Source organism: Mycoplasma sp. 1654_15 (assembly GCF_012516495.1).
In the GTDB taxonomy this organism is placed as follows: domain Bacteria; phylum Bacillota_I; class Bacilli_A; order Mycoplasmatales; family Metamycoplasmataceae; genus Mesomycoplasma.
In genome coordinates, this window is the sequence record NZ_CP051214.1 from 1 (window position 1) to 23852 (window position 23852).

General features: G+C 28.6%; 17 protein-coding genes and 2 rRNA genes. 11 read left to right on the top strand and 8 right to left on the bottom strand.

The window, feature by feature from the left end:
* The first annotated feature begins 22 nt into the window (after window positions 1–22).
* The 8 genes from dnaA to HF996_RS00040 all read left to right on the top strand — a co-directional run bounded on the left by dnaA (window position 23) and on the right by HF996_RS00040 (window position 7698).
* Entirely contained in the window at window positions 23–1447 is a 1425-nt protein-coding gene (gene dnaA / locus HF996_RS00005) for a chromosomal replication initiator protein DnaA (protein WP_168910071.1), read from the top strand.
* A gap of 147 nt (window positions 1448–1594) precedes the next feature.
* Window positions 1595–2719 carry a DNA polymerase III subunit beta gene (locus HF996_RS00010; RefSeq protein WP_168910072.1) on the top strand — a complete coding sequence of 375 codons (1125 nt, stop codon included), beginning with the start codon at window positions 1595–1597 and terminating at the stop codon, window positions 2717–2719.
* A 12-nt stretch (window positions 2720–2731) separates the two neighbouring features.
* Window positions 2732–2950 (top strand): RNA-binding S4 domain-containing protein, encoded by a 219-nt coding sequence (locus HF996_RS00015; RefSeq protein WP_168910073.1) that lies wholly within the window; start codon window positions 2732–2734, stop codon window positions 2948–2950.
* Window positions 2951–2953: 3 nt separating this feature from the next.
* Window positions 2954–4813 carry a tRNA uridine-5-carboxymethylaminomethyl(34) synthesis enzyme MnmG gene (gene mnmG, locus HF996_RS00020; RefSeq protein ID WP_168910074.1) on the top strand — a complete coding sequence of 620 codons (1860 nt, stop codon included), beginning with the start codon at window positions 2954–2956 and terminating at the stop codon, window positions 4811–4813.
* A gap of 2 nt (window positions 4814–4815) precedes the next feature.
* A complete protein-coding gene (locus HF996_RS00025; RefSeq protein WP_168910075.1) occupies window positions 4816–5268 on the top strand; it encodes a 23S rRNA (pseudouridine(1915)-N(3))-methyltransferase RlmH in 453 nt (150 codons plus the stop codon).
* A 9-nt stretch (window positions 5269–5277) separates the two neighbouring features.
* Window positions 5278–6255, top strand: coding sequence for a DHH family phosphoesterase (locus HF996_RS00030; RefSeq protein WP_168910076.1), 978 nt, complete (start codon window positions 5278–5280; stop codon window positions 6253–6255).
* Window positions 6242–7210 carry a DHH family phosphoesterase gene (locus HF996_RS00035; RefSeq protein ID WP_168910077.1) on the top strand — a complete coding sequence of 323 codons (969 nt, stop codon included), beginning with the start codon at window positions 6242–6244 and terminating at the stop codon, window positions 7208–7210. The genes HF996_RS00030 and HF996_RS00035 overlap by 14 nt, the downstream gene beginning before the upstream one ends.
* A gap of 62 nt (window positions 7211–7272) precedes the next feature.
* Complete coding sequence (locus tag HF996_RS00040; RefSeq protein ID WP_254427719.1) at window positions 7273–7698, top strand: hypothetical protein; 426 nt, start codon at window positions 7273–7275, stop codon at window positions 7696–7698.
* A gap of 159 nt (window positions 7699–7857) precedes the next feature.
* Here HF996_RS00040 and HF996_RS00045 read toward each other — a convergent pair whose 3' ends face one another.
* Window positions 7858–8433, bottom strand: coding sequence for a hypothetical protein (locus HF996_RS00045; RefSeq protein WP_168910078.1), 576 nt, complete (start codon window positions 8431–8433; stop codon window positions 7858–7860).
* Window positions 8434–8522: 89 nt separating this feature from the next.
* Here HF996_RS00045 and HF996_RS00050 point away from each other — a divergent pair, with 89 nt between their 5' ends.
* Window positions 8523–9905 carry a dihydrolipoyl dehydrogenase gene (locus HF996_RS00050; RefSeq protein WP_254427720.1) on the top strand — a complete coding sequence of 461 codons (1383 nt, stop codon included), beginning with the start codon at window positions 8523–8525 and terminating at the stop codon, window positions 9903–9905.
* Window positions 9906–9963: 58 nt separating this feature from the next.
* Here HF996_RS00050 and HF996_RS00055 read toward each other — a convergent pair whose 3' ends face one another.
* The 7 genes from HF996_RS00055 to HF996_RS00085 all read right to left on the bottom strand — a co-directional run bounded on the left by HF996_RS00055 (window position 9964) and on the right by HF996_RS00085 (window position 18685).
* Window positions 9964–10137 carry a DUF2188 domain-containing protein gene (locus HF996_RS00055; RefSeq protein ID WP_168910079.1) on the bottom strand — a complete coding sequence of 58 codons (174 nt, stop codon included), beginning with the start codon at window positions 10135–10137 and terminating at the stop codon, window positions 9964–9966.
* A 47-nt stretch (window positions 10138–10184) separates the two neighbouring features.
* Window positions 10185–12659 (bottom strand): valine--tRNA ligase, encoded by a 2475-nt coding sequence (locus tag HF996_RS00060; RefSeq protein WP_168910080.1) that lies wholly within the window; start codon window positions 12657–12659, stop codon window positions 10185–10187.
* Entirely contained in the window at window positions 12649–14835 is a 2187-nt protein-coding gene (locus HF996_RS00065) for a hypothetical protein (protein WP_168910081.1), read from the bottom strand. Before HF996_RS00065 ends, HF996_RS00060 begins: the two co-directional genes overlap by 11 nt.
* A gap of 14 nt (window positions 14836–14849) precedes the next feature.
* The gene (locus HF996_RS00070) at window positions 14850–15785 is read right to left on the bottom strand and encodes a substrate-specific component FolT of folate ECF transporter (RefSeq protein WP_168910082.1); all 936 of its coding nucleotides are present in this window, start codon (window positions 15783–15785) and stop codon (window positions 14850–14852) included.
* Between the two features lie 94 nt (window positions 15786–15879).
* On the bottom strand, window positions 15880–17478 hold the full coding sequence (locus HF996_RS00075; RefSeq protein ID WP_168910083.1) for an MATE family efflux transporter: 1599 nt from the start codon (window positions 17476–17478) through the stop codon (window positions 15880–15882).
* Between the two features lie 2 nt (window positions 17479–17480).
* A complete protein-coding gene (gene greA, locus HF996_RS00080) occupies window positions 17481–17975 on the bottom strand; it encodes a transcription elongation factor GreA (RefSeq protein WP_168910084.1) in 495 nt (164 codons plus the stop codon).
* Window positions 17976–18028: 53 nt separating this feature from the next.
* A complete protein-coding gene (locus HF996_RS00085; protein WP_168910085.1) occupies window positions 18029–18685 on the bottom strand; it encodes a BC85_0335 family putative methyltransferase in 657 nt (218 codons plus the stop codon).
* Between the two features lie 377 nt (window positions 18686–19062).
* Between HF996_RS00085 and HF996_RS00090 the strand changes: the two genes are divergently transcribed.
* Window positions 19063–20587, top strand: a 16S ribosomal RNA gene (locus HF996_RS00090).
* A 259-nt stretch (window positions 20588–20846) separates the two neighbouring features.
* Window positions 20847–23738, top strand: a 23S ribosomal RNA gene (locus tag HF996_RS00095).
* Together the 16S and 23S rRNA genes form the textbook arrangement of a ribosomal RNA operon.
* Window positions 23739–23852: the final 114 nt, after the last annotated feature.

Below are 23852 nucleotides of genomic sequence, written 5' to 3' on the forward strand. Positions count from 1 at the left end.
TTTGTAATTATAATTTAAATATATGAAAAATAATGATAATCAAATTTTTTTAGAAACTATAAACAGTAAAAACACAACTCTTTTATTAATTAATTATTTTGAAACTTCTGTTGATGATCAGATTATTTTTAACAGTTTTTTTAGGCAAATCAAGGTTTTAGCAGAAAATAATGTAGAAATAATTTTAAAAGTTGAAAATAATTTTATTAAAAAAGAAATCGAAGAAAAATGAATGCATTTAATTGAAAGAGCAGTGTTTGAGGTTACTGGAATTAAGAAAATAATTTCTTTAACCATTTCTGATAATTTAGAATTACCAAAACCTTCTGAAAATGCAAAAGTTTCTAAAATCGAAGATTATTCTCTTGAAATAGCACAAAAGTCTTCAGAAAATAAAGAAAAAATTAAATTTAACAACATTTTAACTAATAAGTATAATTTTGGAAATTTCGTTCTTACCAACTTTAACAAAAACATAATCAAAGCTTACGAAAATATTATAAATGCCGAAAGCATTATTTATTCACCTTTGTTTTTATACGGTTCTTCCGGAATAGGTAAAACTCATTTTTTACACGCTATAGGAAGTGAATTTATTAAAAGAAAAAAAACTGTTTATTATATTCACTCAAGTGCTTTTACAACCTTAATTACAAACTGAATGATTAAGAAGGAAAATATAGATATTAATCATTTTGTTGAGACTGTTTGTTTAGCAGATGTTTTGTTATTTGATGAGATACAATTACTTGCCAATAAAACTTCAACAATGAGTGTTTTACTTCAAATTGTGAACAATTTTATAGAAAATGACAAGCAAATTATCATTACTTCAGACAAGTCACCAGATGTTTTAGGAGGTTTTGAAGAAAGATTTATTACACGCTTTAATTCTGGTTTAATTTTAGAATTTTCTAAACCAACTAAAGAAGATTTTTTAAAGCTTTTGAAATACAAATTAGAAATTCAAGGTATAAATCCTGAAAGTTTTCAGAAAGATGCTTTAGAATTTTTGGTTTACAATAAAAAATCAGTTAGAGAAATTGAAGGAGTAGTTAATAGAATTAAGTTCTTTTCAGAAGGTGAAAATATTACTGATTTTAATTTAGAATTAATCGAAAGAATTTTTAAAGGTATTATAAAAAATAAAGAAAACTTAACTCATAATAAAATAATCGAAGAAGTTGCTAACTACTATAACATAGATAAAGAAGATATTACTGGTACTACAAGAAAAAAAGAAGTGGTTATTGCAAGAGATATTTCTATTTGATTTGTTAAAAACTTGTTAGATCTAACATTAAAGAGCATTGGTCAAATTTTCGGAGACAAAGATCATTCAACAATTATTGCAGTTGTTAACAAAATTAATGTTAAAAAAGAGAAAGATCCAACAGTTAAATATGCGATTGAGAAAATAAATGAAAAAATTAGTAAGTTTTTATAACATTAAATTTTAAAATTGTTAATTATTAAAAGCTTTAAAAATCCTTCATTTTTCTTCTTATTTTAGAGTTTTTAACATTTTAACATCTTTATTATTGTTGTTTTTAAATAATGTAATATAAAATAAATAATTAATTAAAGGAAAATCATGAAATTTATAATCGAAAAAAATAAAATAGAAAAATTTGTTGATAGAAATTTAATGGCTGTTTCAAATTCTAGTGGGTATTCTGCTCTTGGTGGATTGTTATTTGAATTAAATAGAGAAGGGCTTTTAATAATTTCAACTGATCAAGAATTATCAATTAAAAGCTTTATTGACTACTCAGAATTTATAGAAATCAACAGTTTAGGTCGTATCCTTGTTAACGCTCATATGTTAAAAAATATTTTAAAGAAATTAAAAAACAATATTTCTTTCGAAGTAGTAGAAAACAATTTGTTTTTAAGATCAGGATTAGATGAATTTTCATTGAAATTAAATGATGTTAATGAGTTTCCTGAAATAGATTTTAGAAATCAAGGAGATAAATTAACAATCCAAGCAAATCATTTAAGAGAAGCGATAAAAAACACTATTTTTGCTTGTTATCAATCAAAAGAAACTGCAAGAGAAAAAAATTCATATATTTTATACTCCTGCTTGAATTTAAGAGCTAGAGACGGTTATTTAGATGTTATAGCTTCAGATCGTATTAGAATTGCTTTTGAAACTGTGCCAATTGAAAAATTTATAGATTTAAACATCGCGGTTAAAAATAAGAATCTAAAAGACTTTATTTTAGAAGAAATAAAAGAAGAAATTGATATTTATGTAACAAATTCAAAAATTAGTTATACTTATGATAACACAACAATTCAAGCGGTACTTTTTGTAGAAGAGTACAAAAATTTAAAATCTGTATTCCCAAAAAGTGAAGAACTTGAACATTATTTTCAAATAGAAAAGAAAGAGTTGCTTGAAATTACTTCAAAAGCAACTATAATTTCTACTTCTGAAAAAAACAACTCAATTATTTTTAATGTATCAAAACAAGAATTATCTGTAAAATTTAACGAAGATGAAAAAGGTAATTCAACAATAAAAACTAAGAATTTTTCTTACCAAGGAGACGGTTTTGTTTTCAAAGTAAATTATAAATATCTAAAAGATGCAATTAGTGTTTTTGAAGATAAAATTAATTTCTTTATTTCAAAAAACAAAACAAAATTACTTATAAATTCTCAGTCAAACAAAAATAATAAACAAATTATCGGATTGATTCAAATTTAAAACAAGGAAATAATGATAATCAGAATTAAAGGTGAAAGTATCAAGATGAGTCAATTTTTAAAAAAAATTGATATTGTTGATTCAGGTGGTCAAAGTAAATATTTTTTATTAAAAAATGAAGTAAAAGTCAATGGAGTAGTAACTAAAGCGAAGGGAAGAAATTTGTATCCTGGCGACGTAGTTGAATTATTGAATAGAATTTTTAAAATAGAAAAAGAAGAGAAAGTATAGAAAATGAAGAAAAAACAACGATATTTTGATGCGATAGTTGTAGGTGGAGGACATGCGGGAATTGAAGCGGTTTACGCCCTTTCTAAAGCTCAAAATTTAAATGTTGCATTAGTTACTCTAAATAAAAATAAATTAGCTTCTATGCCTTGTAATCCTTCGATAGGAGGACCTGCTAAAGGAATAATCACAAGAGAAATCGATGCTCTTGGAGGTGTGCAAGGTTATTTTTCTGATTTAGCAATGATACAAGTTAAGTATCTAAATGAATCAAAAGGTCCAGCAGTTAAAGCTATAAGGGCACAAATCGATAAAGAAAAATACTCTAAAATTATTCTTAAAGATATAAAGAAAAAAGAAAATATTACTTTAATAGAAGATTTAGTTACTGAACTAAAAATCGAAAACAAGAGTGTTGTAGGAATTTATTTAGAGAAGTTAGGTTTAATAAAAACAAAAGCTTTGATTATTACAACAGGAACTTACTTAGATTCTAAAATTTTAAGAGGTGAAGAAGCTTATAAATCAGGTCCTGATAATGAAAGAACTTCAAATTTACTTTCTGATAATTTAAAAAAATTAGGTTTTGAACTTCAAAGATTAAAAACTGGAACTCCGCCAAGAATTTATTCTGATTCGATTGATTTTTCACAAGTGGAAAAAGAATTTTTACCTTTAGTAAATATTAATTTTTCTTCAAAAACGAAGAAAAATATTAAAAAACAAATTTCTTGTTACTTAACTTATACAAACGAAGAAACTCATAAAATAATTAATGAAAATTTAAATAGATCTTCAATGTATTCTGGTGCAATTAATGGAATTGGTCCAAGGTATTGCCCTTCAATAGAGGATAAAATTGTAAGATTTAACACAAAAGAAAGACACCAAATTTTCTTCGAACCAGAAACAAAAAAACAAGACATTATGTATATCAATGGTATGTCAACTTCGATGCCAGTTGATGTACAAGACAAGTTGATTAGAACTATTCCTGGACTTAAAAATGCAAAAGTAGCGAAATGGGGTTATGCTATTGAATATGACGCATTAAATCCTTTAGAATTGAAGAGAAGTTTAGAATCTAAAAGAATCAAAAACCTTTATTTTGCTGGTCAAATTAACGGAACTAGTGGTTACGAAGAAGCGGCAGCTCAAGGTCTAATCGCAGGTATAAATGCTAAAGAAAAGCTTCTAAAAAGAAGACCAATTGAGATTTTGAGAAATGATGGATATATCGGAGTTTTGATTGATGATTTAGTAACAAAAGGTACTAAAGAACCTTACAGAATGTTAACTTCTAGAGCTGAATACAGATTAATTCTAAGAAATGATAATGCAGATATTAGAATGGCTAAATATGCAAAAAAGACTGAGATGATTTCTACCGAAGAATATAATCAAGTTGTTGAAAAATATAGACAAATCGACAAAATGATAGATAAATTATCTAAAGAATTTATCTCTCCTAAAGACAAATTGGGTCAAAAATATCAAGTAACTGATGGAACTTCTAAACTTAAATTAATTTCTAGACCAAATGTTGATTATAAAGATGTTTTACCTGATTTTGAATACGCTTATGAACTCACAGTTATAGCTAGATTAGAAGGTTATATAAGAAAACAAAATAATGATGCTCAAAAAATGATTAGACTTGAGAAATTAAAAATACCTTCAAATATCAAGTATGAGAAAGTCAATAATCTCTCTTCCGAAGCTTTGGATAAATTAATAAAAGTAAGACCAAATACGATAGGACAAGCATCAAGAATTTCGGGTGTTAATCCAGCTGATATTCAAATGTTGTTGTTTTATTTAAAAGTTGAAAAAGATAGAGAATTACAGGCAAAAAATATAAATTAATTATGAAGATAACGTTAATTGATTTTAATTCAGATGAAGAAGATTTGAAAAAGATTTACTCAAAATTTGTAAAACGAATAGAATTTTTTGCATCAATTAATTTTGTTATATTAAAAGAAAAACAAGAAACTAATATAACAAAAAAGAAAGAATTAGAAACTTTAGAAATAATAAAAAATATTCCGAAAAATTCAAAAGTTGTTCTTTTTTCTATACAATCTAAACAATTAGACTCAATTGAATTTTCAAAAACAATAACAAATGAAGCAAATTTAACTCTAATTATTGGCGCTTCAAATGGTGTTGATGAAAAACTTTTAGAAGAAAAAATAAATAATTTAGAAAAAATAAGTTTTTCTAAATTAACTTTTCCACATAAAATATTTAAATTATTAGTATTAGAACAAATTTATAGAGCTTTTAGTATTAAAAATAATCAAAAATACCACAAGTAAAGGAAGTATATGAAATTAGGTACATATAAAAAAATTGAAACAGCAATAGAGGAACACAAAAATATTTTTATTTTTCATCACACTAGACCTGATGGAGATTGTCTAGGTTCACAATTTGGATTAGGTTTAGCAATTCGTAAAAGATTTAAAAATAAAAAAGTTTTCTTTATTGGAGATGCTACAGGAGTTTTAGAATTTATGGATTTTAACTTCATAAATGAAGACGAAATAAAAGAAAATGACTTTGAAGACTCTTTAGCAATTATTGTTGATACAACAGGTCCAGAAAGAGTAGAAAAAAACTTTTTACTAGCAGAAAACAAATTTAAATGCACAGCTAGAATAGATCATCATCCTCTTGATTCTTCTTTTGAATTTGATCATATTTGAGTTGATTCTTCATTTTCTGCAGCTGCTGAAATGATTGGTTATTTTTTACTAAAAAATAAATGAGAAATTGATGAAGAAATTGCTTCATATGTTTATTTAGGAATATATACAGATTCTAATAGATTCTTCTTTCCTTCAACTACTGCAAGAACTTTTGAGGTTGCTTCATTTTTATTTCATACAAATTTTGACTTCAATAAAATTCACTTAGCACTTTCAAAAAGAGAAGAAAATGAAGTAGCTTTTGTTGCTCATGTCCTTTCAAATTATAAAAAAGAAGGAAAAGTTATTTACTTTCACGTCACACAAAAAATAAGAGAAAAATTCAACTTAACAAAAGAACAAGCAACAGCAGTAAATATTCTTTCTAATATAGGTGATAACAGAGTGTGAATTTTCTTTGTAGATGAAGAAAAAATAATAAGAGTAAGACTCCGTTCAAATGGACCTGTAATTAATACATTAGCAAATAAATATCAGGGAGGCGGTCACCAATTAGCTGCTGGAGCAAATTTACATCACAAAGAACAAATTAAAGAATTAGTTGAAGAAGCAGTGAAAATAGTGGAAGAATTTGAAACTAATGAAAATAGGTAGCAAAAAGAAGACTCTTGAGTTAATTGAACAGTTTGATTCTATTGTTATTTTTCATCACATTAGACCGGATGGTGATTGTCTCGGTTCACAATTCGGATTGCAAGAACTAATCAAATTAAATTATCCTAATAAACAAGTTTTTGCAGTTGGAGATTCTAAAAATTCCTTCAAATTCCTTGATTTACAACATGACAGTATTCCTTCTAAAGAAATTTTAGAAAATTCACTAGCAATAATAGTAGATGCGAATTTTAAAGAAAGAATTGAGTTTGCTTATTTGTTAAATGACTATAAATTTAAAGCTATTTTACGAATTGATCACCATCCAAATGAAGATGATTTAAATGCAACACATAGATGAGTGGATTCTTCCTATATCGCTAGTGCAGAACAAATTGCGGATTTAGCAAAATATGCAAAATGACAAGTAAATCAAAGAGCAGCTAATTTAATTTATTTAGGAATTTACACAGATTCAGGAAGATTTTTATTTTCAAATACTTCTTCTAGAACTTTAGAACTAAGTGCGATGTTGTGAAAAAAAGGTGCTGACAAAAAATTAATTCATACTAAATTGAGTGCAAAATCATTAAGTGAAATTGAATTCGAAACTTATGTTTATTCTAAGATTCAAAAAACAAAAAATGTTATTTATTTTGTTTTAAATCAAGAAGAATTAAAGAAATTAAATAAAACTTCAAATAGTGCTTCAAGACCTAATCTTATAGCGAATATTGATGAATATAAAATTTGAATTTCCTTTGTACAAGAAGAAAATACAAATTGAAGAGTTGAATTTAGGTCTAATGGACCGATAGTTAGAAATGTAGCTATTAAATGAAATGGTGGAGGACACGAACTAGCTTCAGGAGCGATTATTTTTGATGAAGCAAACATTAAAAAAGTTGTAAAAGATTGCCAAGAAGAATATGAAAATTGAAAGGTCAATAATTAATTTTTTAAATACTTGCTTTAGAAATATGAGCAAGTATTTAAAAAATTAATAAATTTTAGATTATGAATTCTAAACAAGATTCTGATTATTTTATAAAAGAATACTGAAATTTTATTGAAAAACTAAATCGACCAATTTTGCCATTTAACAAACTAGAAATAAAAAAATATGTAAATAATTATCAAATCTTTCTTAAAAATAACTTAATTAAAATTTGGTTTTATCATCGACATCATATTGACGAAATTAATATTTCAGGAGCGATTTTAAAAAATAATAAACAAGCTTATAAAGAAGGAAAGGCAATCTTGGTTAATTATAAAGAACATGCTTTCTTACATTATTTAATTGTTTGTGCACAAACAACATCACCTAATTTTGGTTTTTTATCAATGATAGATTTTGAAACTTGAGATGAAATTGCAAGAGAATTTTGTAAACAACATAATATAAAATATATTGAAAACTGAAGAAGTTTTTTAAATTAACTTATAACAAATTATTTTATTATTTTGTTTTTATATTGAATTTATAAATTAAAACAAAAACAAAAACAAAAAAAATAAAGTAAAAATCCTTTTAATATTAAATAATAAAAAATCAACACAAATTTAAAATTGTGTTGATTTTTTAAAAAATATCTCTTTCTATTGTTTATTCTTTTCTCACTGTCTGTATTCAAGTTCATTAATAGATGAAACAGTAGATTCTATAGATTCAATATAATTAATAATACTTTCTTTATGTTTTTTTCTAAAAAATAAAGGAAATCCTCTTGCATACAACTCAAGTTCTCCTACTGAATCACTTAATTGAGTAGTTTCTTGTCTTATTTTTTGAAACATTGCTAAATCATTTATTCCAACGCTTGTATTAATTAAGTTTAATGATTCAACTAGTTCTGAAACTCTTTGCTCATTTGTAGCATCAAAAGAATTTAAAAATTTTTGTGAACGTTCTTTATTGATTTTTACTCTAATATAAGCACCAAAAGCAAGAGCATCTAAAATTAATGCAATTATAAGAAAGGCTACTCAAGTATTACTTCCTCAATCCTTTGAGACACCAACAAACAATAAAATTCACATAAGTAAAGAAAGAAGAACTGTTGTAATTCAAAAAATAAAAGTCTTTTCAACAGTTTTGAATTTTTTAACCTCTTCTTTCATAACGGATAAAAAAGAAGAGTAATCTTGAGTAATTACTTTAAAATTATCATTCATAATATTTTATTTTACTTTTTTTTTTTTTTACAAAGCCAAAAAGTAATTTTATACACAGATATAAAAGAAAAGAGTAAAATTAAACTACTATGAAAAACATTAATAAAGAACTTGATATAGCAATTTTAGGGTCAGGACCAGGAGGTTATTCACTAGCTTTAATTCTTGCTAAAAATAATAAAAAAGTAGTTATTTTTGAGAAAAAAGATTTAGGCGGAACCTGTGTAAATGAAGGTTGTATCCCTACTAAAACTTTAATAAAATCTGCAAGAGTATTAGAAGAAGTTTTTAACTCTTCTAAGTTTGGAATCCATGCAAAGGAAAAGCACTTTAATTTTAAACAAATACAAGAAAGAAGAAAGGAAAATAAAGAAAAATTAAACAAAGCTATCTTAAATAATTTAACAAATGCAGGTGTAGAAATAGTATTTGGTGAGGCAACAATAGTTGATGAAAATACTGCTGTAGTAAATGAAGAAAAATATAGTTTTAATCAATTAGTTTTAGCTACAGGTTCTTCATCTAGAAAAATTAAAATAGAAAATCAAGAAGTTGTAGAAAAAGAAGGAAATTTACTTTATTCCACAGAACTTTTAAATATAAAAAAAGTGCCAGAAAAATTAGTTATAGTAGGTGGAGGTGCAATTTCCTTAGAGTTTGCATATTTATTTTCAACTTTAGGTTCTGAAGTTTCGATTATAGAAACAAAAGAATTTTTAGGTAATTTCGATTCTAAAATACAAACAAATTTAAAAGAATATTTTCAACAAAAAGGAATTAAAATTTTCGAACACTCAAAAGTAGTTGAATTTATAAGTTCAAATACAATTTTGATAGAAAATGAAGAAAAAATCGAAATAGATTTTTCTAAAGTATTATTAGCAGTGGGTAGAGTAGCGAATATAGAATCTTTTACTAATTTGAACTTAGAATTGAATCCTAATTCTTCTGTAAAAGTAGATAAAACAAGTAAAACTTCATTAGACAATGTTTATGCCATCGGAGATGTAACAGGTTCAATGATGTTATCATCAATTGCATATAAACAAGGAGATTTAGTTGCGAAAAATATTTTAGGTTTTGAAAATGAAGAATTTTTAGATATTTCAACAACACCTTGAGCTATTTATTTAAATCAAGACATCGCAGGTGTAGGACAAACTGATAAACAACTGCAAAATGCAGGAATTGAATTTGAAACAATCGAAATTCCAGCTTCTTCACTACCAAGAGCACACGCTGATAATTTAGATAAGCAGTTTTCATTTTTAAGATTACATTTAGAAAAACAAACAGGAAAAATTTTAGGTTGTTTTATGTTTTTAGAAGATGCTTCCAATTTAATTAATATTATTGCATTAGCAATTAAAAATAATTTAACAATCTTAGATTTACAAAAATCAACTTATACACATCCGACATTATCTGAAGCAATTTATTATGTTTCAAGAAATTTCGTTTTTAAAAAATAAAATTTCAAATAACACAAAATAAAAAAATAAAAAAATGGCTTTATGCCATTTTTTTAAATTAAGCTTTTCTGAATTGTCCGTTAAGTTGTTCCACCATAACACTTGTTGTTTCTTTTAAAGATTTAGCAAATTCTATTGCTTCTTTTTGTGTTGCGAAAGTTTTGGTAACTTTTTCAGCTTGAGGATTTTTAACGGCTCATGCATTGTTGTGTCTTACTACGTATTTTGTCATGATGTCCTTTATTTTTATATATATTTTAAAGGAAAAATTAATTTTTTTTATTTTTTCTTTGATAAATAATAATTTAATTTGTTTTTATAATCTTCTAATTTAGATTTTTCTAACTCTATTTTTTCTTTTGGTGCTTTTGCTAAGAAATTAGGATTAGACAAGATTGCTTGAGATCTTTGAACCTCAGATTTTAAAAATTTAATTTCTTTGTTTATCCTTAATTGTTCTTCGTTTTGTTTAGATTCAGAAAGATTCAAGAAGATTTCGAAATGCGCAGTTTTTAAACTAGAAAAATTATTTTCGAAAATTTCAGCAATTGCTAATTTGTTAATTAAGTTTATAGAATCTTGATCTAAAAAATTATTTTTAATTCAATATTGTAATTTTTCTTTCTTAGAAATATTATGTTTTTCACGATATTTTCTAAGCTCTGAAATAACTTCAATTACTAAATCAATCTTTTCTGTTTCTTTATAAGTTCTAAAAATTATTTTTTTCTGCTCTAAAAGTTCTTCGTTAAAAATTTCTTTAAAAAGATAATCAGTTAAGAAAGGAATAAAAGGATGTAAAACAATTAAAGTTTTTTTAAGAACATTTCTTAGATGATAACCGTTTGAATTTAATTTATTTAATTCTATGTATCAAGAAGAAAAATGTTCAAACACAAACTCATTAATAGATTTTGAAATTAAAGAAAAATTATATTTTGCCATATGTTTAGAAATAGTTTTATTTAAAATAGCTAACTTATTTAAAATTCAATAATCACTTGCTGAATATGGAGTTTTTTTGTAATCCAAAGACTTAATATATTTTGAAATATTTCACAATTTGTTATTTAAACTTCAAGCAGAATTTAATTTTTCGATGTTAAATCTAATGTCTTGTCCGGGGGTAGAATTAAAAATTAAAGTAGTTCTTAAAACATCGGAACCATATTGTTCAATTATTTCCATAGGATCGATTCCGTTACCTAATGATTTAGACATTTTTTTACCATTCATATCTCTGATGAGTCCATGAAGTAAAACAGCTTTAAAAGGTTTTTGTTTTGTAATTTCTAAGCCTAAAAAATACATTCTAGCTACTCAAAAGAAGATAATATCTCAACCTGTAACTAATAAATTTGTAGGATAAAATTTTTTATAAATATCTAATTTTTGTGGTCAACCTAAAAAAACAAAAGGAGCTAAACCTGAAGAAAATCAAGTATCTAAAACATCTTCATCTTGTTTTCAGTCTTTTCCCGGAGAGTCTTTTTGAATTTTAAACTCTTCATTTTTGTATCAAACAGGAATTCTATGACCTCATCAAAGTTGACGTGAGATTGTTCAATCGTGAACATTCTCCATCCAAGAAATCATAGTTTTTCTAAATTTAGAAGGATAAAAAAGAACTTTGTCTTTTGAATTTAAATGGTTAAGCAAATTTTGTGCTAATTTCTTCATAGAAATAAATCATTGAGGTTGAACAAGGATTTCAACAACCTCATCGCTTCTTTGAGAAAAACCAACGTTAGAAATAATATTTTCTGTTTTTAAAAGAAGACCTTTTTGTTTTAAAAAATCAGCAATTAAATCTCTAGCTTCAATTCTATCTTTTTGTTCAAAGCCTTTTACTTGATTAGTTAATTTTCCATTGATATCAACACATTCAAAAGCAGTTAAATTATGTTTTTGCATAATATCAAAATCAGCCATACTATGAGAAGAAACTTTCATAACTCCTGAACCAAAATTAATATCTACATATTCGTCAGTGATTATAGGAATTAATTTGTTTGTGAAAGGATGAACAACTTGTTTATTTAAGTATTTTAAATATCTTTTATCCTTAGGATTTATAGCTAAAGCGACGTCACAAGAAATAGTTTCAATTCTTGTTGTTGCTACAGTTAAAAATTCGTTTGTACCTTCGATAAAGTATTTTAAATAATACATTTTTTGTTCTACAGGTTTGTTAATTACTTCTATATTTGAAAGTGCAGTTTTTAATTTTGCATCTCAATTTATTGCTCTATTTGCTTTATAAATGAAGCCTTTTTTATATAAATCAATAAAAACTTTTATAACTGCTTCGTGTGCTTGTTCATCTAAAGTAAATCTTTCTCTTGAGTAGTCGAAAGCAAGTCCTAGTTTGTACCATTGTTGTTTGATATTTTCATAATATTCATCTTTTCATTCAAAAACTTTTTCGAGAAATTTTTCTCTCCCAAGTTCTTCTTTTTTGATGCCTTGTTTATATAGTTTTTCTTCAACTTTTGCTTGTGTAGCAATTCCTGCGTGATCTACTGCTGGTACAAAAAAAACATCATAACCTTTAAGTTTTTTAAATCTAATTATAGTATCTTGTAAATAACTATCTCAAGCATGACCAAGATGTAATTTTCCAGTAACATTTGGAGGAGGTAAAATGATTGAAAAAGGTTTTTTTGGGTTTTTGTTAGCTTCAAAATACTTTTTATCAATTCATTTTTGATTAATGTCTTTTTCTACAATTAAGTGATTATATTTATTTTCCATTATCTTCCTTTAAATTTAAATCTAATTTAGGTCTTTCAATTTTAATATCATTTACTACAAAATCATTTTCTCCAACAGGATAAATTGCGTTTTCCAATGTAGTTTCAAGATGTAAAATCTCTTCTTCTTTTTCTGACTTAACTTTGTCTGACCAATCTTCTCAAACATTTTTGATGTTGTTGAATCCATTAAATTCTACATTTTGATAATAAAACTCATTATATTTTTTTGTGGGTAGTTCTTTTAATAAATCCAAATCAAAGTTATGATGTTTAAAGAAATAATTAGCAAAAGTAGTTGAAAAAATAGGTTTGTAATTTGTGTTTAATAAAGATTCAATAATTTTATTTTTTTCAATAAACAAGAAATTTAAAAATTGTGGTTTTAAAAATTTACTTGAAAAAATGATTAATGATTGATTTTGTTTTTTGGTTTTTAAAAAGTTATCTATAAAAAAGTTCGGTTCAAAATAAAGTTCATCAGAATTTAAGAAATAAAAATCAAAGTTAAATCATTCAGAAATTGCAAGTTCTAAATTAACTTTTTGTTCCTGATTTAAGTCTTTGTATTTTTTAAATAAAACCCCATGATTGAGGTTATTTTTTTCGCAAAAACTTATAATTTCTTTTTCTAAAATAAAATTAAAAAAACTTTTATAATCTAACTTTTCATTTTTTAAACTCGATTTAATATCTTTGTTTTGGATACTTTCAAAAGTAATTTTAAAAAAAGAATTTGTAGCTTCAAAATCAGCGAAATTAGAAGAATTCTGACTCAAAAAATCAAAAATTATTTTGTAAATTTGTTTTAATTTAGCTTTATTTTCTTCTTTAATTGTACGATGTAATTTGTTATTTTTGATTATAGAATTCTGAATTCAATTTTGTGCGGATTTCTGTTCATATAAAGAATTTAAATATGTTCAATAAGTACGAGAATCTTCAAATTTTTTTCTAATTTCTTCTTTTTGTTCTAAAACTTCTTTTTTAGAATAGTAAATTTCTTTTCTTTTGTTTTTGTATTCAAAAATTTTGTTAAATAAGTTACTGAAAATATCTTTATATTTAAAGGAAGTAGCTTTAAAGTGAAGATTAAAAAATTTTTTAACCCAGTAAGATTTATCAGAATTTACATCATCTACAATTTTTGCAAAATTCATATGCAATCAACCGAATCAATAATCATAAAAAAGAACCGAATCATAACTATTTTTTGAAGCAAAAATAAATTTCCTTTTTCATAATCTTAAAAATTTTTTGTTTAATATAATAAAAATTTTTATAAGTTTATCTTTTTTTATTTTAAAGTCTTTAGTAGCTTCTTTAATATCGTTCTTTAAAAGTTTTTTTAATAAGTAAAAAATACTTTTATTACCATTAAACCCTTTATTTTTCTTTAATTTTTTTTTCAAAAAATAAGAAAAAAAAGAATTAGTTTTTACAAAAATGGGTTGTTTTTGGGAATTAGACTGTTTTTCTTGATTTTTCCTTTTATAATGCTCTAAATAGTAAATATCGATAACAGAATTTAATGCAACCACATTTTTATCTAATTTAGAAATAAAATTTAAATAAGGTTTTTCCAGTTTACTAAGATTATCTAATTTGTCTTGATAATATTTATAATAACTAGACTTAAATTGCCAAATAAGAATCCAAATCTTTTTTAAATTATACAAAAAATCAGATTCGGACATTTTTTGATCTTCAAATTCTTTTTCTAATTTTTCTAAAATTAAATTTAATAGTTTCGAATAATTTTGTTGTTCAAAAAATGCTAATTCAAAATTAAAGTGTTTTTCTTGTAAAAACTTTCTTTCAATTGAGATTTTTTCTTTGAGATATTCTGAGTTTGTTCGAGTTAAAAAACGCTGTCTTAAAAAATTAAAAACTGAAAGATCTTTGTAATCATCATATTCAGATTTGGTTAAAAAATCAAAATAAAATTTATTTTTATTTATTTGTTTATTTAAAACTTCTCCATCTGAAAAAATAATACCTTGATATTCATCATTTTTAATTAAAATTTGCTTGAATTTACTTCATAATCTTTGGTCTGATGAATAAATTAAAGTATCTTCTCCTTTTAAAAAATTAAAAGTGAAGTGATCAAAATTTTCATTATTTATTTGAAAGAAAAATAAACCTAATTTTTTTAATTCATCATTTGATTTCATAAATTTCCAATTGTTTAATAAGAATAGAAGGTTTTATTATTAACCATAGGAATAATAACGCTAGAGGCTAAATAAATAACACTTAAATTAATTCAAATTTTAATTGGAGAAGTTAAAAAATGACCAATTAAAGCAATATCGAAACGATCTAAAACCCCTGCTTGAACATCCCCAGTAGCTACTATTATATTTCCGATAGGCTCATGTAGAGCTGAAAAAGCGACAATAGGAGCAATTCTTAAGTATCTATCATTTTTTATGAAAAATTTAAAGAATCTAGTTACAAACAAGAAGACAATCATACTAGAAGAACCAAATAGAATTAATAAAATACCATATAGTTTTTTCTTAATAAATTTGTTTTTTTCAACAATTTCATCTGGTACTAAAAATATAGCTGTACTTATAGAAATAATAACGATTGCAACAATTATGGAGTTAAAAATTCAAGAGAAATTTAATCAGTGTTTATCGTATTCATAACCTTCAATTTTCTTTATTTTTGCTTCAAAATGAAGGATTTTCTTTTCAATATCAGCTCTAACTTGTTCTCTGGTTTCAGAAATTATTTTAGTTTTTAATAATTGAATTTTTCCTTCATATCTTTTAATAACATTAGCATTAGAAAAGTATTTTTTACCTTGTTTTACACAAATTCAGAAGAAAATTCCAGGTATAAAACCAGTTACTCCTAAGTAAATGGTATAAAAAACAGAATAAAGTGAAGGTACAAAAATAAAAGTAATTAAATCTGATAAAACACCAGTTAAAAAACCTACTATAGGTCCAAAAATAAATCCAGTTAATTTAACAGGTAAACCAACAACTGAGTACTTAAATGTAGGTAAAATTGAAGGCGGAAAAACCCTAACACTAATAATTAGCATTATGACAGTAATAGAAACAAAAATTGCGATAAAAGCAATAGATTTATTACTTCACTTTTTCATCTTTCCCCTTTAAGTTTTATTTTAATTTTACTAAAAAAATTAGTTTTAAACAACAGGAAAACCAGTTTTTTAAAATATTTTAATAATAATACTTTTAATGAGCGACTCTTGTGATGTTTTTAGCTCAATCAATTTTGTTATATAAAATTTCATAAACAACAAATTTTACTAAATCAGATAAGTAGAAAATTAAGAAAGAAATTGGGAAATTAGCTTCAGGACTAATGTTGATATTTGGAGTTATTAAAAATACAACCATAACTAATCAAATAGTTTGCATCACTCCAAAAGCAAATTCTCAAGAAGAAGAAATATTTGATTTTCCACCTGCCGGAATAATTCTGATTGAGGTTAACATTCACATTCAAATAGGATTAAATACTATAATTACTCAACCACTATAAAATACTTGTTCCTTAAAGAAATTTGAAGCTAAATGTTGTTGTTGAACTAAAGCATTTTTAAGATCAGTACTGTCAGGAAAAGCATTTTTGAATTTTTGAGCCCAGTCAGTCATTGCTTGACCTTTTGATATATCAGGATTTAAAGTTTCTTGAATACCTCGCTCTATACCTCTAGCAAATGAGTCAATGTGTAAAATGGAAATATTATAAATAGCAAGTAAAGCAGATAAAAATACAGCAAATAAAAATAAATATCCTTTTAAAACCTTTGCATTTTTAGTTGCTTCTTCAATTTTATTTTGACCCAATAATCTACTAACAAAGATGGAAATATTGGCTTGAATTGAAGAAAATGAAGAAGTTAAAGCTTGTACAATGGTGTTTGTTATTCCTAAAATAGTTACAACACCTATACCTCAAGCTGCCTTTCATTCACCAGCTCCAATTGAGCCTTGTGGAAAGCCTTGTGGTCAAATAAAAATACGTACAGAAGTAGCAATTGTTCCCCCTGTTGTAAGAAGTGCTCCGGTAATTCTTTTTGAAAACTGAATTCAGATGATTTTTGAAATAACAAAAGCTTTTCAAGGAACAAAAACTAGTTCTCTGTTTTTGAAAAACATGAAGAAATATGAAGTAATAAAGACAACCAATCTTGCAATTACAGTAGCTATCGCAGAACCTACTGAACCCATTCTTGGAATTAAAATTAAGTTTAAAGAAATGTTGATAACTAAAGATAAAAAAGTAAAAAATAAAGCACTTTTTAGCTTCTTCATCTCTCTTAAAATAGAATTGGTAGAAAAGTTAAATGAAATTATTAATCAAGAAATAGCGATTACTCTTAAATAGAGCGAAGCTTGATTAACAGTATCTTGGTAATTAGGATTATTATCAAGTGATCGATTACCAGAAACAACTTTAATCATTGCCTCAGGATTGCTTCAAGCTGCAATACAAAAAATCAAAACAAAACCAATTGTTAAAATGTATCGTAAATTGTTTATTTCTCTACATTTTTCTATGTTTTTGCTTCCAAAATATTGTCCAAATAATATAGCAGAAACAAAGTTAACACCTAAAATAAATGAAAAACTTATTCCTGTTCAAGCATTTGCAAGTCCAAGAGCCGTAATTCCGTTTCTAACTCCAGTCACCATAAAATTATCAACAAAGTTATTTATTGAAATTAGAAATGAAGCTAAAACAATAGGAATTGTAACTTTAGATAATTGTATTAATTGATGTTTATCGGCAGGAAAATAAGCTCTTATGCTTTTTAAAATGTTCATTATTAATTAAAGTTGTTGTCAATACCTAAAATTTGTACGGAATATTTTTCAGCAACATCAATCTCAACTTCTTCACCTGTTTTTCTTCCAATTAATGCAGAAGCTAAAGGTGAAAGATTTGAGATTTTATTTTGAAAAGGATCAGCATCTAATGAACCTACAATTTGAACATCATGACTGGTTTTTGTCTTCAAATTGAAGATAGAAACTCTAGAACCGATGGTGATTTCATCAGATTTTAAGCCTGTGTTTTCAATAATTTTAGCTTTTGAAATAATAGATTCAATTTCTAAAATTCTAGCTTCAACAATTCCTTGTCTTTCCCTTGCAGCATCGTATTCAGCGTTTTCTGAAAGATCACCTTGTTCTCTAGCTGATTTAATTTCTTCAATTACCTTGTTTCTTTCAACATTAATTAAATGATTTAGTTCTTTTTTATAGGATTCTAAACTTTCTTTGGTTAAAAAAAGTTCTTCTTTTTTGTCTTTGAAATTCATATTTTTCCTTTAAGTTTAAATATTTGTGTATTTTTTAGCAACTAATAATTTTACTATTTTTTAATTATTAAAGAATAAAAATTTAAATCAATTTCATATTTTATATAAGAAGATTTTAAAATTTTTACTAATTTAGTTTGTGATTTTTTAGAAATATTTCTAACAATTATCAATCCATCTTTTTTAAGATTCTTAAAACACAAATCAAATGTGTCTATAATGTCTTTATCTTCAAACCCGTCAATTAAGAAAAATTCTATATTTGTTTCAAGTTTTTCAACAAACATAGAATCAGTAGTCTTAAAATCTAAAAGTTTTTCTTGTTGCTTAAAAGATTCAAAATCAATATGTGGTTTAAAAATGAAATTATTAGTTTTGTTGATGATAGAAGAAAGAAAAAAACAAACTCCAGCAGTTTCTAGAAAAATGTTGTTTTTAAAATTGTTAAGATTAATAGTATTTATGATGAATTCAAGTTCTTCGATGACTCAATTGTTTTTTATATTTAGTAATTTATCAGCATAATCCATTTCTATTTTTACTTCAGGAACAACTAAACTTTTACTTGTAATTTTCCTATTTTCTTCCATTACTTGTTTAACAATTTTGTTCTTTTTCTTTTGAGATCAAATAATTGCAGCAGCTCCAATGGCTAAAGAAACAAAAATAGAAGCAATTAAAACTATTCTAAGTCAATTAGGAATTTGCATTTTCCCCTTTCATTTTTTTAAATTAAAGCAAATTTTAAGCCTTTTTTACAATTTTATGCGCTTTTGTATATAATAAATAAAGAAAAATGGCTTTTCCAAAAAAAAATAAAAAAAATATTTGGAAAATTTTTGTTTTTGTATACAATTACTTTTGCCTACTTTTTAAGAGCACAAAAAATATTATAAAAACTATAGGAAATTTCCTAAAGTTAAAAGTAAAAACAAAAAAAATAAAAAATTTATTTTGAAAAAAATTTTTTTAGTGTATACTTTTAGTTGCTCGTTAAAACCAGTAGCGAGAAATAACAAAACTTAGATCTTTCAAAACTAGATACGAATTTAGAATTAAAACAAAACCAATTTATTAAACACGCAATTTTTTTGAGAGTTTGATCCTAGCTCAGGATGAACGCTCGCTGTGTGCCTAATACATGCATGTTGAACGGGATGTAGCAATACATTCAGTAGCGAATGGGTGAGTAACACGTACCTAACCTACCTTTAAGACTGGGATAACCATTGGAAACAATGGCTAATACCGGATATAGTTATTTATCGCATGATGAATAATAGAAAGGAGCTTCACGGCTTCACTTAGAAATGGGGGTGCGCAACATTAGTTAGTTGGTAGGGTAATGGCCTACCAAGACGATGATGTTTAGCCGGGCCGAGAGGCTGTACGGCCACACTGGGACTGAGATACGGCCCAGACTCCTACGGGAGGCAGCAGTAAGGAATTTTCCACAATGAGCGAAAGCTTGATGGAGCGACACAGCGTGCAGGATGAAGTTCTTCGGAATGTAAACTGCTGTTATAAGGGAAGAAAAAATAGAATAGGAAATGATTTTATCTTGACGGTACCTTATTAGAAAGCGACGGCAAACTATGTGCCAGCAGCCGCGGTAATACATAGGTCGCAAGCGTTATCCGGAATTATTGGGCGTAAAGCGTCCGTAGGTTTTTTGTTAAGTCTGGAGTTAAATGCTGAAGCTCAACTTCAGTTCGCTTTGGATACTGGCAAAATAGAATTATAAAGAGGTTAGCGGAATTCCTAGTGAAACGGTGGAATGCGTAGATATTAGGAAGAACACCAATAGGCGAAGGCAGCTAACTGGTTATATATTGACACTAAGGGACGAAAGCGTGGGGAGCAAACAGGATTAGATACCCTGGTAGTCCACGCCGTAAACGATGATCATTAGTTGGTGGAATGATTTCACTAACGCAGCTAACGCGTTAAATGATCCGCCTGAGTAGTATGCTCGCAAGAGTGAAACTTAAAGGAATTGACGGGAACCCGCACAAGCGGTGGAGCATGTGGTTTAATTTGATGTTACGCGTAGAACCTTACCCACTCTTGACATCTTCTGCAAAGCTATAGAGATATAGTGGAGGTTAACAGAATGACAGATGGTGCATGGTTGTCGTCAGCTCGTGTCGTGAGATGTTAGGTTAAGTCCTGCAACGAGCGCAACCCTTTTCTTTAGTTACTAATATTAAGTTAAGGACTCTAAAGATACTGCCTGGGTAACCAGGAGGAAGGTGGGGACGACGTCAAACCATCATGCCTCTTACGAGTGGGGCAACACACGTGCTACAATGGTCGGTACAAAGAGAAGCGATATGGTGACATGGAGCAAATCTCAAAAAACCGATCTCAGTTCGGATTGAAGTCTGCAACTCGACTTCATGAAGTCGGAATCGCTAGTAATCGTAGATCAGCTACGCTACGGTGAATACGTTCTCGGGTTTTGTACACACCGCCCGTCACACCATGGGAGTTGGTAATGCCCAAAGTTGGTGAGTTAACTTCGGAGACCATTGCCTAAGGCAGGACTGATGACTGGGGTGAAGTCGTAACAAGGTATCCCTACGAGAACGTGGGGATGGAACACCTCCTTTCTACGGAGTACATTAGTCTTAATTGACTTTTTACAAACGATTCGTGTCTAGTTTTGAGAGCTTTAAGTTCTCAAATATAGTTCTTTGAAAACTGAATAGCAAATAACAATATGATTAATTCATATTAATTATTTCAACGATCTTTTTTATAACCGAGTTTAATTTTTAATTAAATTTCTAAAAAATAGATTACCAATATTAAAATACCTTAAGATATTTATCTTTAGCAATAATAGGCAATATTAAAGTTGTATTAACTTTTAAATTAAGTAAGAGTATTTGGTGGATGCCTTGGGTCTGAAAGTCGATGAAGGACGCGATTACCTGCGATAAGCTTCGTGGAGTTGGAAATAAACTATGATACGGAGATTTCCGAATGGGGTAACCTAACTGAGCAAACCTCAGTTGCAATTTGATGAATCCATAGTCAAATTAGCGAGACACGTTGTGAATTGAAACATCTTAGTAGCAACAGGAAAAGAAAATAAATAATGATTTCGTTAGTAGTGGCGAGCGAAAGCGAAAGAGCCCAAACCTGTAAAAAGGGGTTGTAGGACATCTTACATTGAGTTACAAAATTTTATGATAGTAGAAGAAGTTGGAAAGCTTCAACATAGAAGGTGATATTCCTGTATACGAAATCATAAAATCTCATAGATGTATCCTGAGTAGGGCGGGGCACGTGAAACCCTGTCTGAATCTGCCGGGACCACCCGGTAAGGCTAAATACTAATCAGACACCGATAGTGAACTAGTACCGTGAGGGAAAGGTGAAAAGAACCCCGAGAGGGGAGTGAAATAGATTCTGAAACCATTTACTTACAAGTAGTCAGAGCACGTTAAAGTGTGATGGCGTACATCTTGCAGTATGGGCCGGCGAGTTATGTTAATATGCAAGGTTAAGCAGAGAAAAGCGGAGCCGTAGGGAAACCGAGTCTGAATAGGGCGAATTAAGTATATTGGCATATACCCGAAACCAGGTGATCTATCCATGAGCAGGTTGAAGCTTAGGTAAAACTAAGTGGAGGACCGAACCGTAGTACGCTAAAAAGTGCCCGGATGACTTGTGGATAGCGGTGAAATTCCAATCGAACCTGGAGATAGCTGGTTCTCTTCGAAATAGCTTTAGGGCTAGCGTATAGTATTGTTTAATGGGGGTAGAGCACTGAATGTGGAATGGCGGCACCTAGCTGTACTGACTATAATCAAACTCCGAATACCATTAAAATTAAGCTATGCAGTCGGAACGTGGGTGATAACGTCCACGCTCGCGAGGGAAACAACCCAGATCGTCAGCTAAGGTCCCAAAATTGTGTTAAGTGAGAAAGGTTGTGAGATTTCATAAACAACTAGGAAGTTGGCTTAGAAGCAGCCACCTTTTAAAGAGTGCGTAATTGCTCACTAGTCAAGAGATCTTGCGCCAATAATGTAACGGGACTCAAACACAATACCGAAGCTACGGGCACATTATGTGCGTTAGGAGAGCGTTTTAATTTCGTTGAAGTCAGACCGTGAGGACTGGTGGAGAGATTAAAAGTGAGAATGCCGGCATGAGTAACGATTCGAAGTGAGAATCTTCGACGCCTATTGGGAAAGGTTTCCTGGGCAAGGTTCGTCCACCCAGGGTTAGTCAGGACCTAAGATGAGGCAGAAATGCATAGTCGATGGACAACAGGTTAATATTCCTGTACTTGGTAAAAAAATGATGGAGTGACGAAAAAGGATAGTTCTACCACTTACTGGATTGTGGGGTAAGCAATGAGGGAGTTATATAGGCAAATCCGTATAACATAATCTTGAGTTGTGATGCATAGTGAAGACTTCGGTCGAGTAGCGAATTGAATGATTTCATGTTTCCAAGAAAAGCTTCTAGTGTTAATTTTTTATCAACCTGTACCGAGAACGGACACACGTTCCCAAGATGAGTATTCTAAGGCGAGCGAGAAAACCAATGTTAAGGAACTCTGCAAAATGACCCCGTAAGTTCGCAAGAAGGGGCGCCTATTTTAAATAGGCCACAGAAAATAGGGGGGGCAACTGTTTATCAAAAACACAGCTCTCTGCTAAGTTGTAAAACGATGTATAGAGGGTGAAGCCTGCCCAGTGCCCGAAGGTTAAGCGGAGATGTTAGCTTACGCAAAGCATCCAAGTGAAGCCCGGGTGAACGGCGGCCGTAACTATAACGGTCCTAAGGTAGCGAAATTCCTTGTCGACTAATTATTGACCTGCACGAAAGGCGCAATGATCTCCCTACTGTCTCAACATTGGACTCGGTGAAATTATGGTACCAGTGAAAACGCTGGTTACCCGCATCAAGACGAAAAGACCCCGTGGAGCTTTACTATAACTTCGTATTGAAAATTGGTTTAGCATGTGTAGGATAGGTGGGAGACTTTGAAGCTGGGACGCTAGTTCTAGTGGAGTCAACCTTGAAATACCACCCTTGCTAAATTGATTTTCTAACCTGTTCCCATTATCTGGGAAGGAGACAGTGCGCGGTGGGTAGTTTGACTGGGGCGGTCGCCTCCTAAAGAGTAACGGAGGCGTTCAAAGCTACACTCAATATGGTCAGAAACCATATGCAGAGCACAAAGGTAAAAGTGTGGTTGACTGCAAGACCTACAAGTCGAGCAGGTGCGAAAGCAGGACTTAGTGATCCGGCGGTACATTGTGGAATGGCCGTCGCTCAACGGATAAAAGCTACCCCGGGGATAACAGGCTAATCTTCCCCAAGAGATCACATCGACGGGAAGGTTTGGCACCTCGATGTCGGCTCATCGCATCCTGGAGCTGGAGTTGGTTCCAAGGGTTTGGCTGTTCGCCAATTAAAGCGGTACGTGAGCTGGGTTCAGAACGTCGTGAGACAGTTCGGTCCCTATCTGATGTGGGCGTTGGAATATTGATGAGAGCTGCTCTTAGTACGAGAGGACCGGAGTGGACGTACCGCTGGTGTTCCAGTTGTCTTGCCAAAGGCACAGCTGGGTAGCTAAGTACGGAAAAGATAACCGCTGAAAGCATCTAAGCGGGAAGCTTCCTCAAAGATGAGTATTCCTTATGAAATTCCTTGTAGACTACGAGGTTGATAGGTTGGAAGTGTAAGTGTAGTAATACATTCAGCTGACCAATACTAATATATTCAAAAATTTAAAATGTTAGTATTCTTAAGATATTTTAATACTAAATATTATTGCTATTCAGTTTTCAGAGAATTATCTTAAGGACAAAAAATGTCCTTTTTTTTTATTTTAAAAAACAAAATAAATTC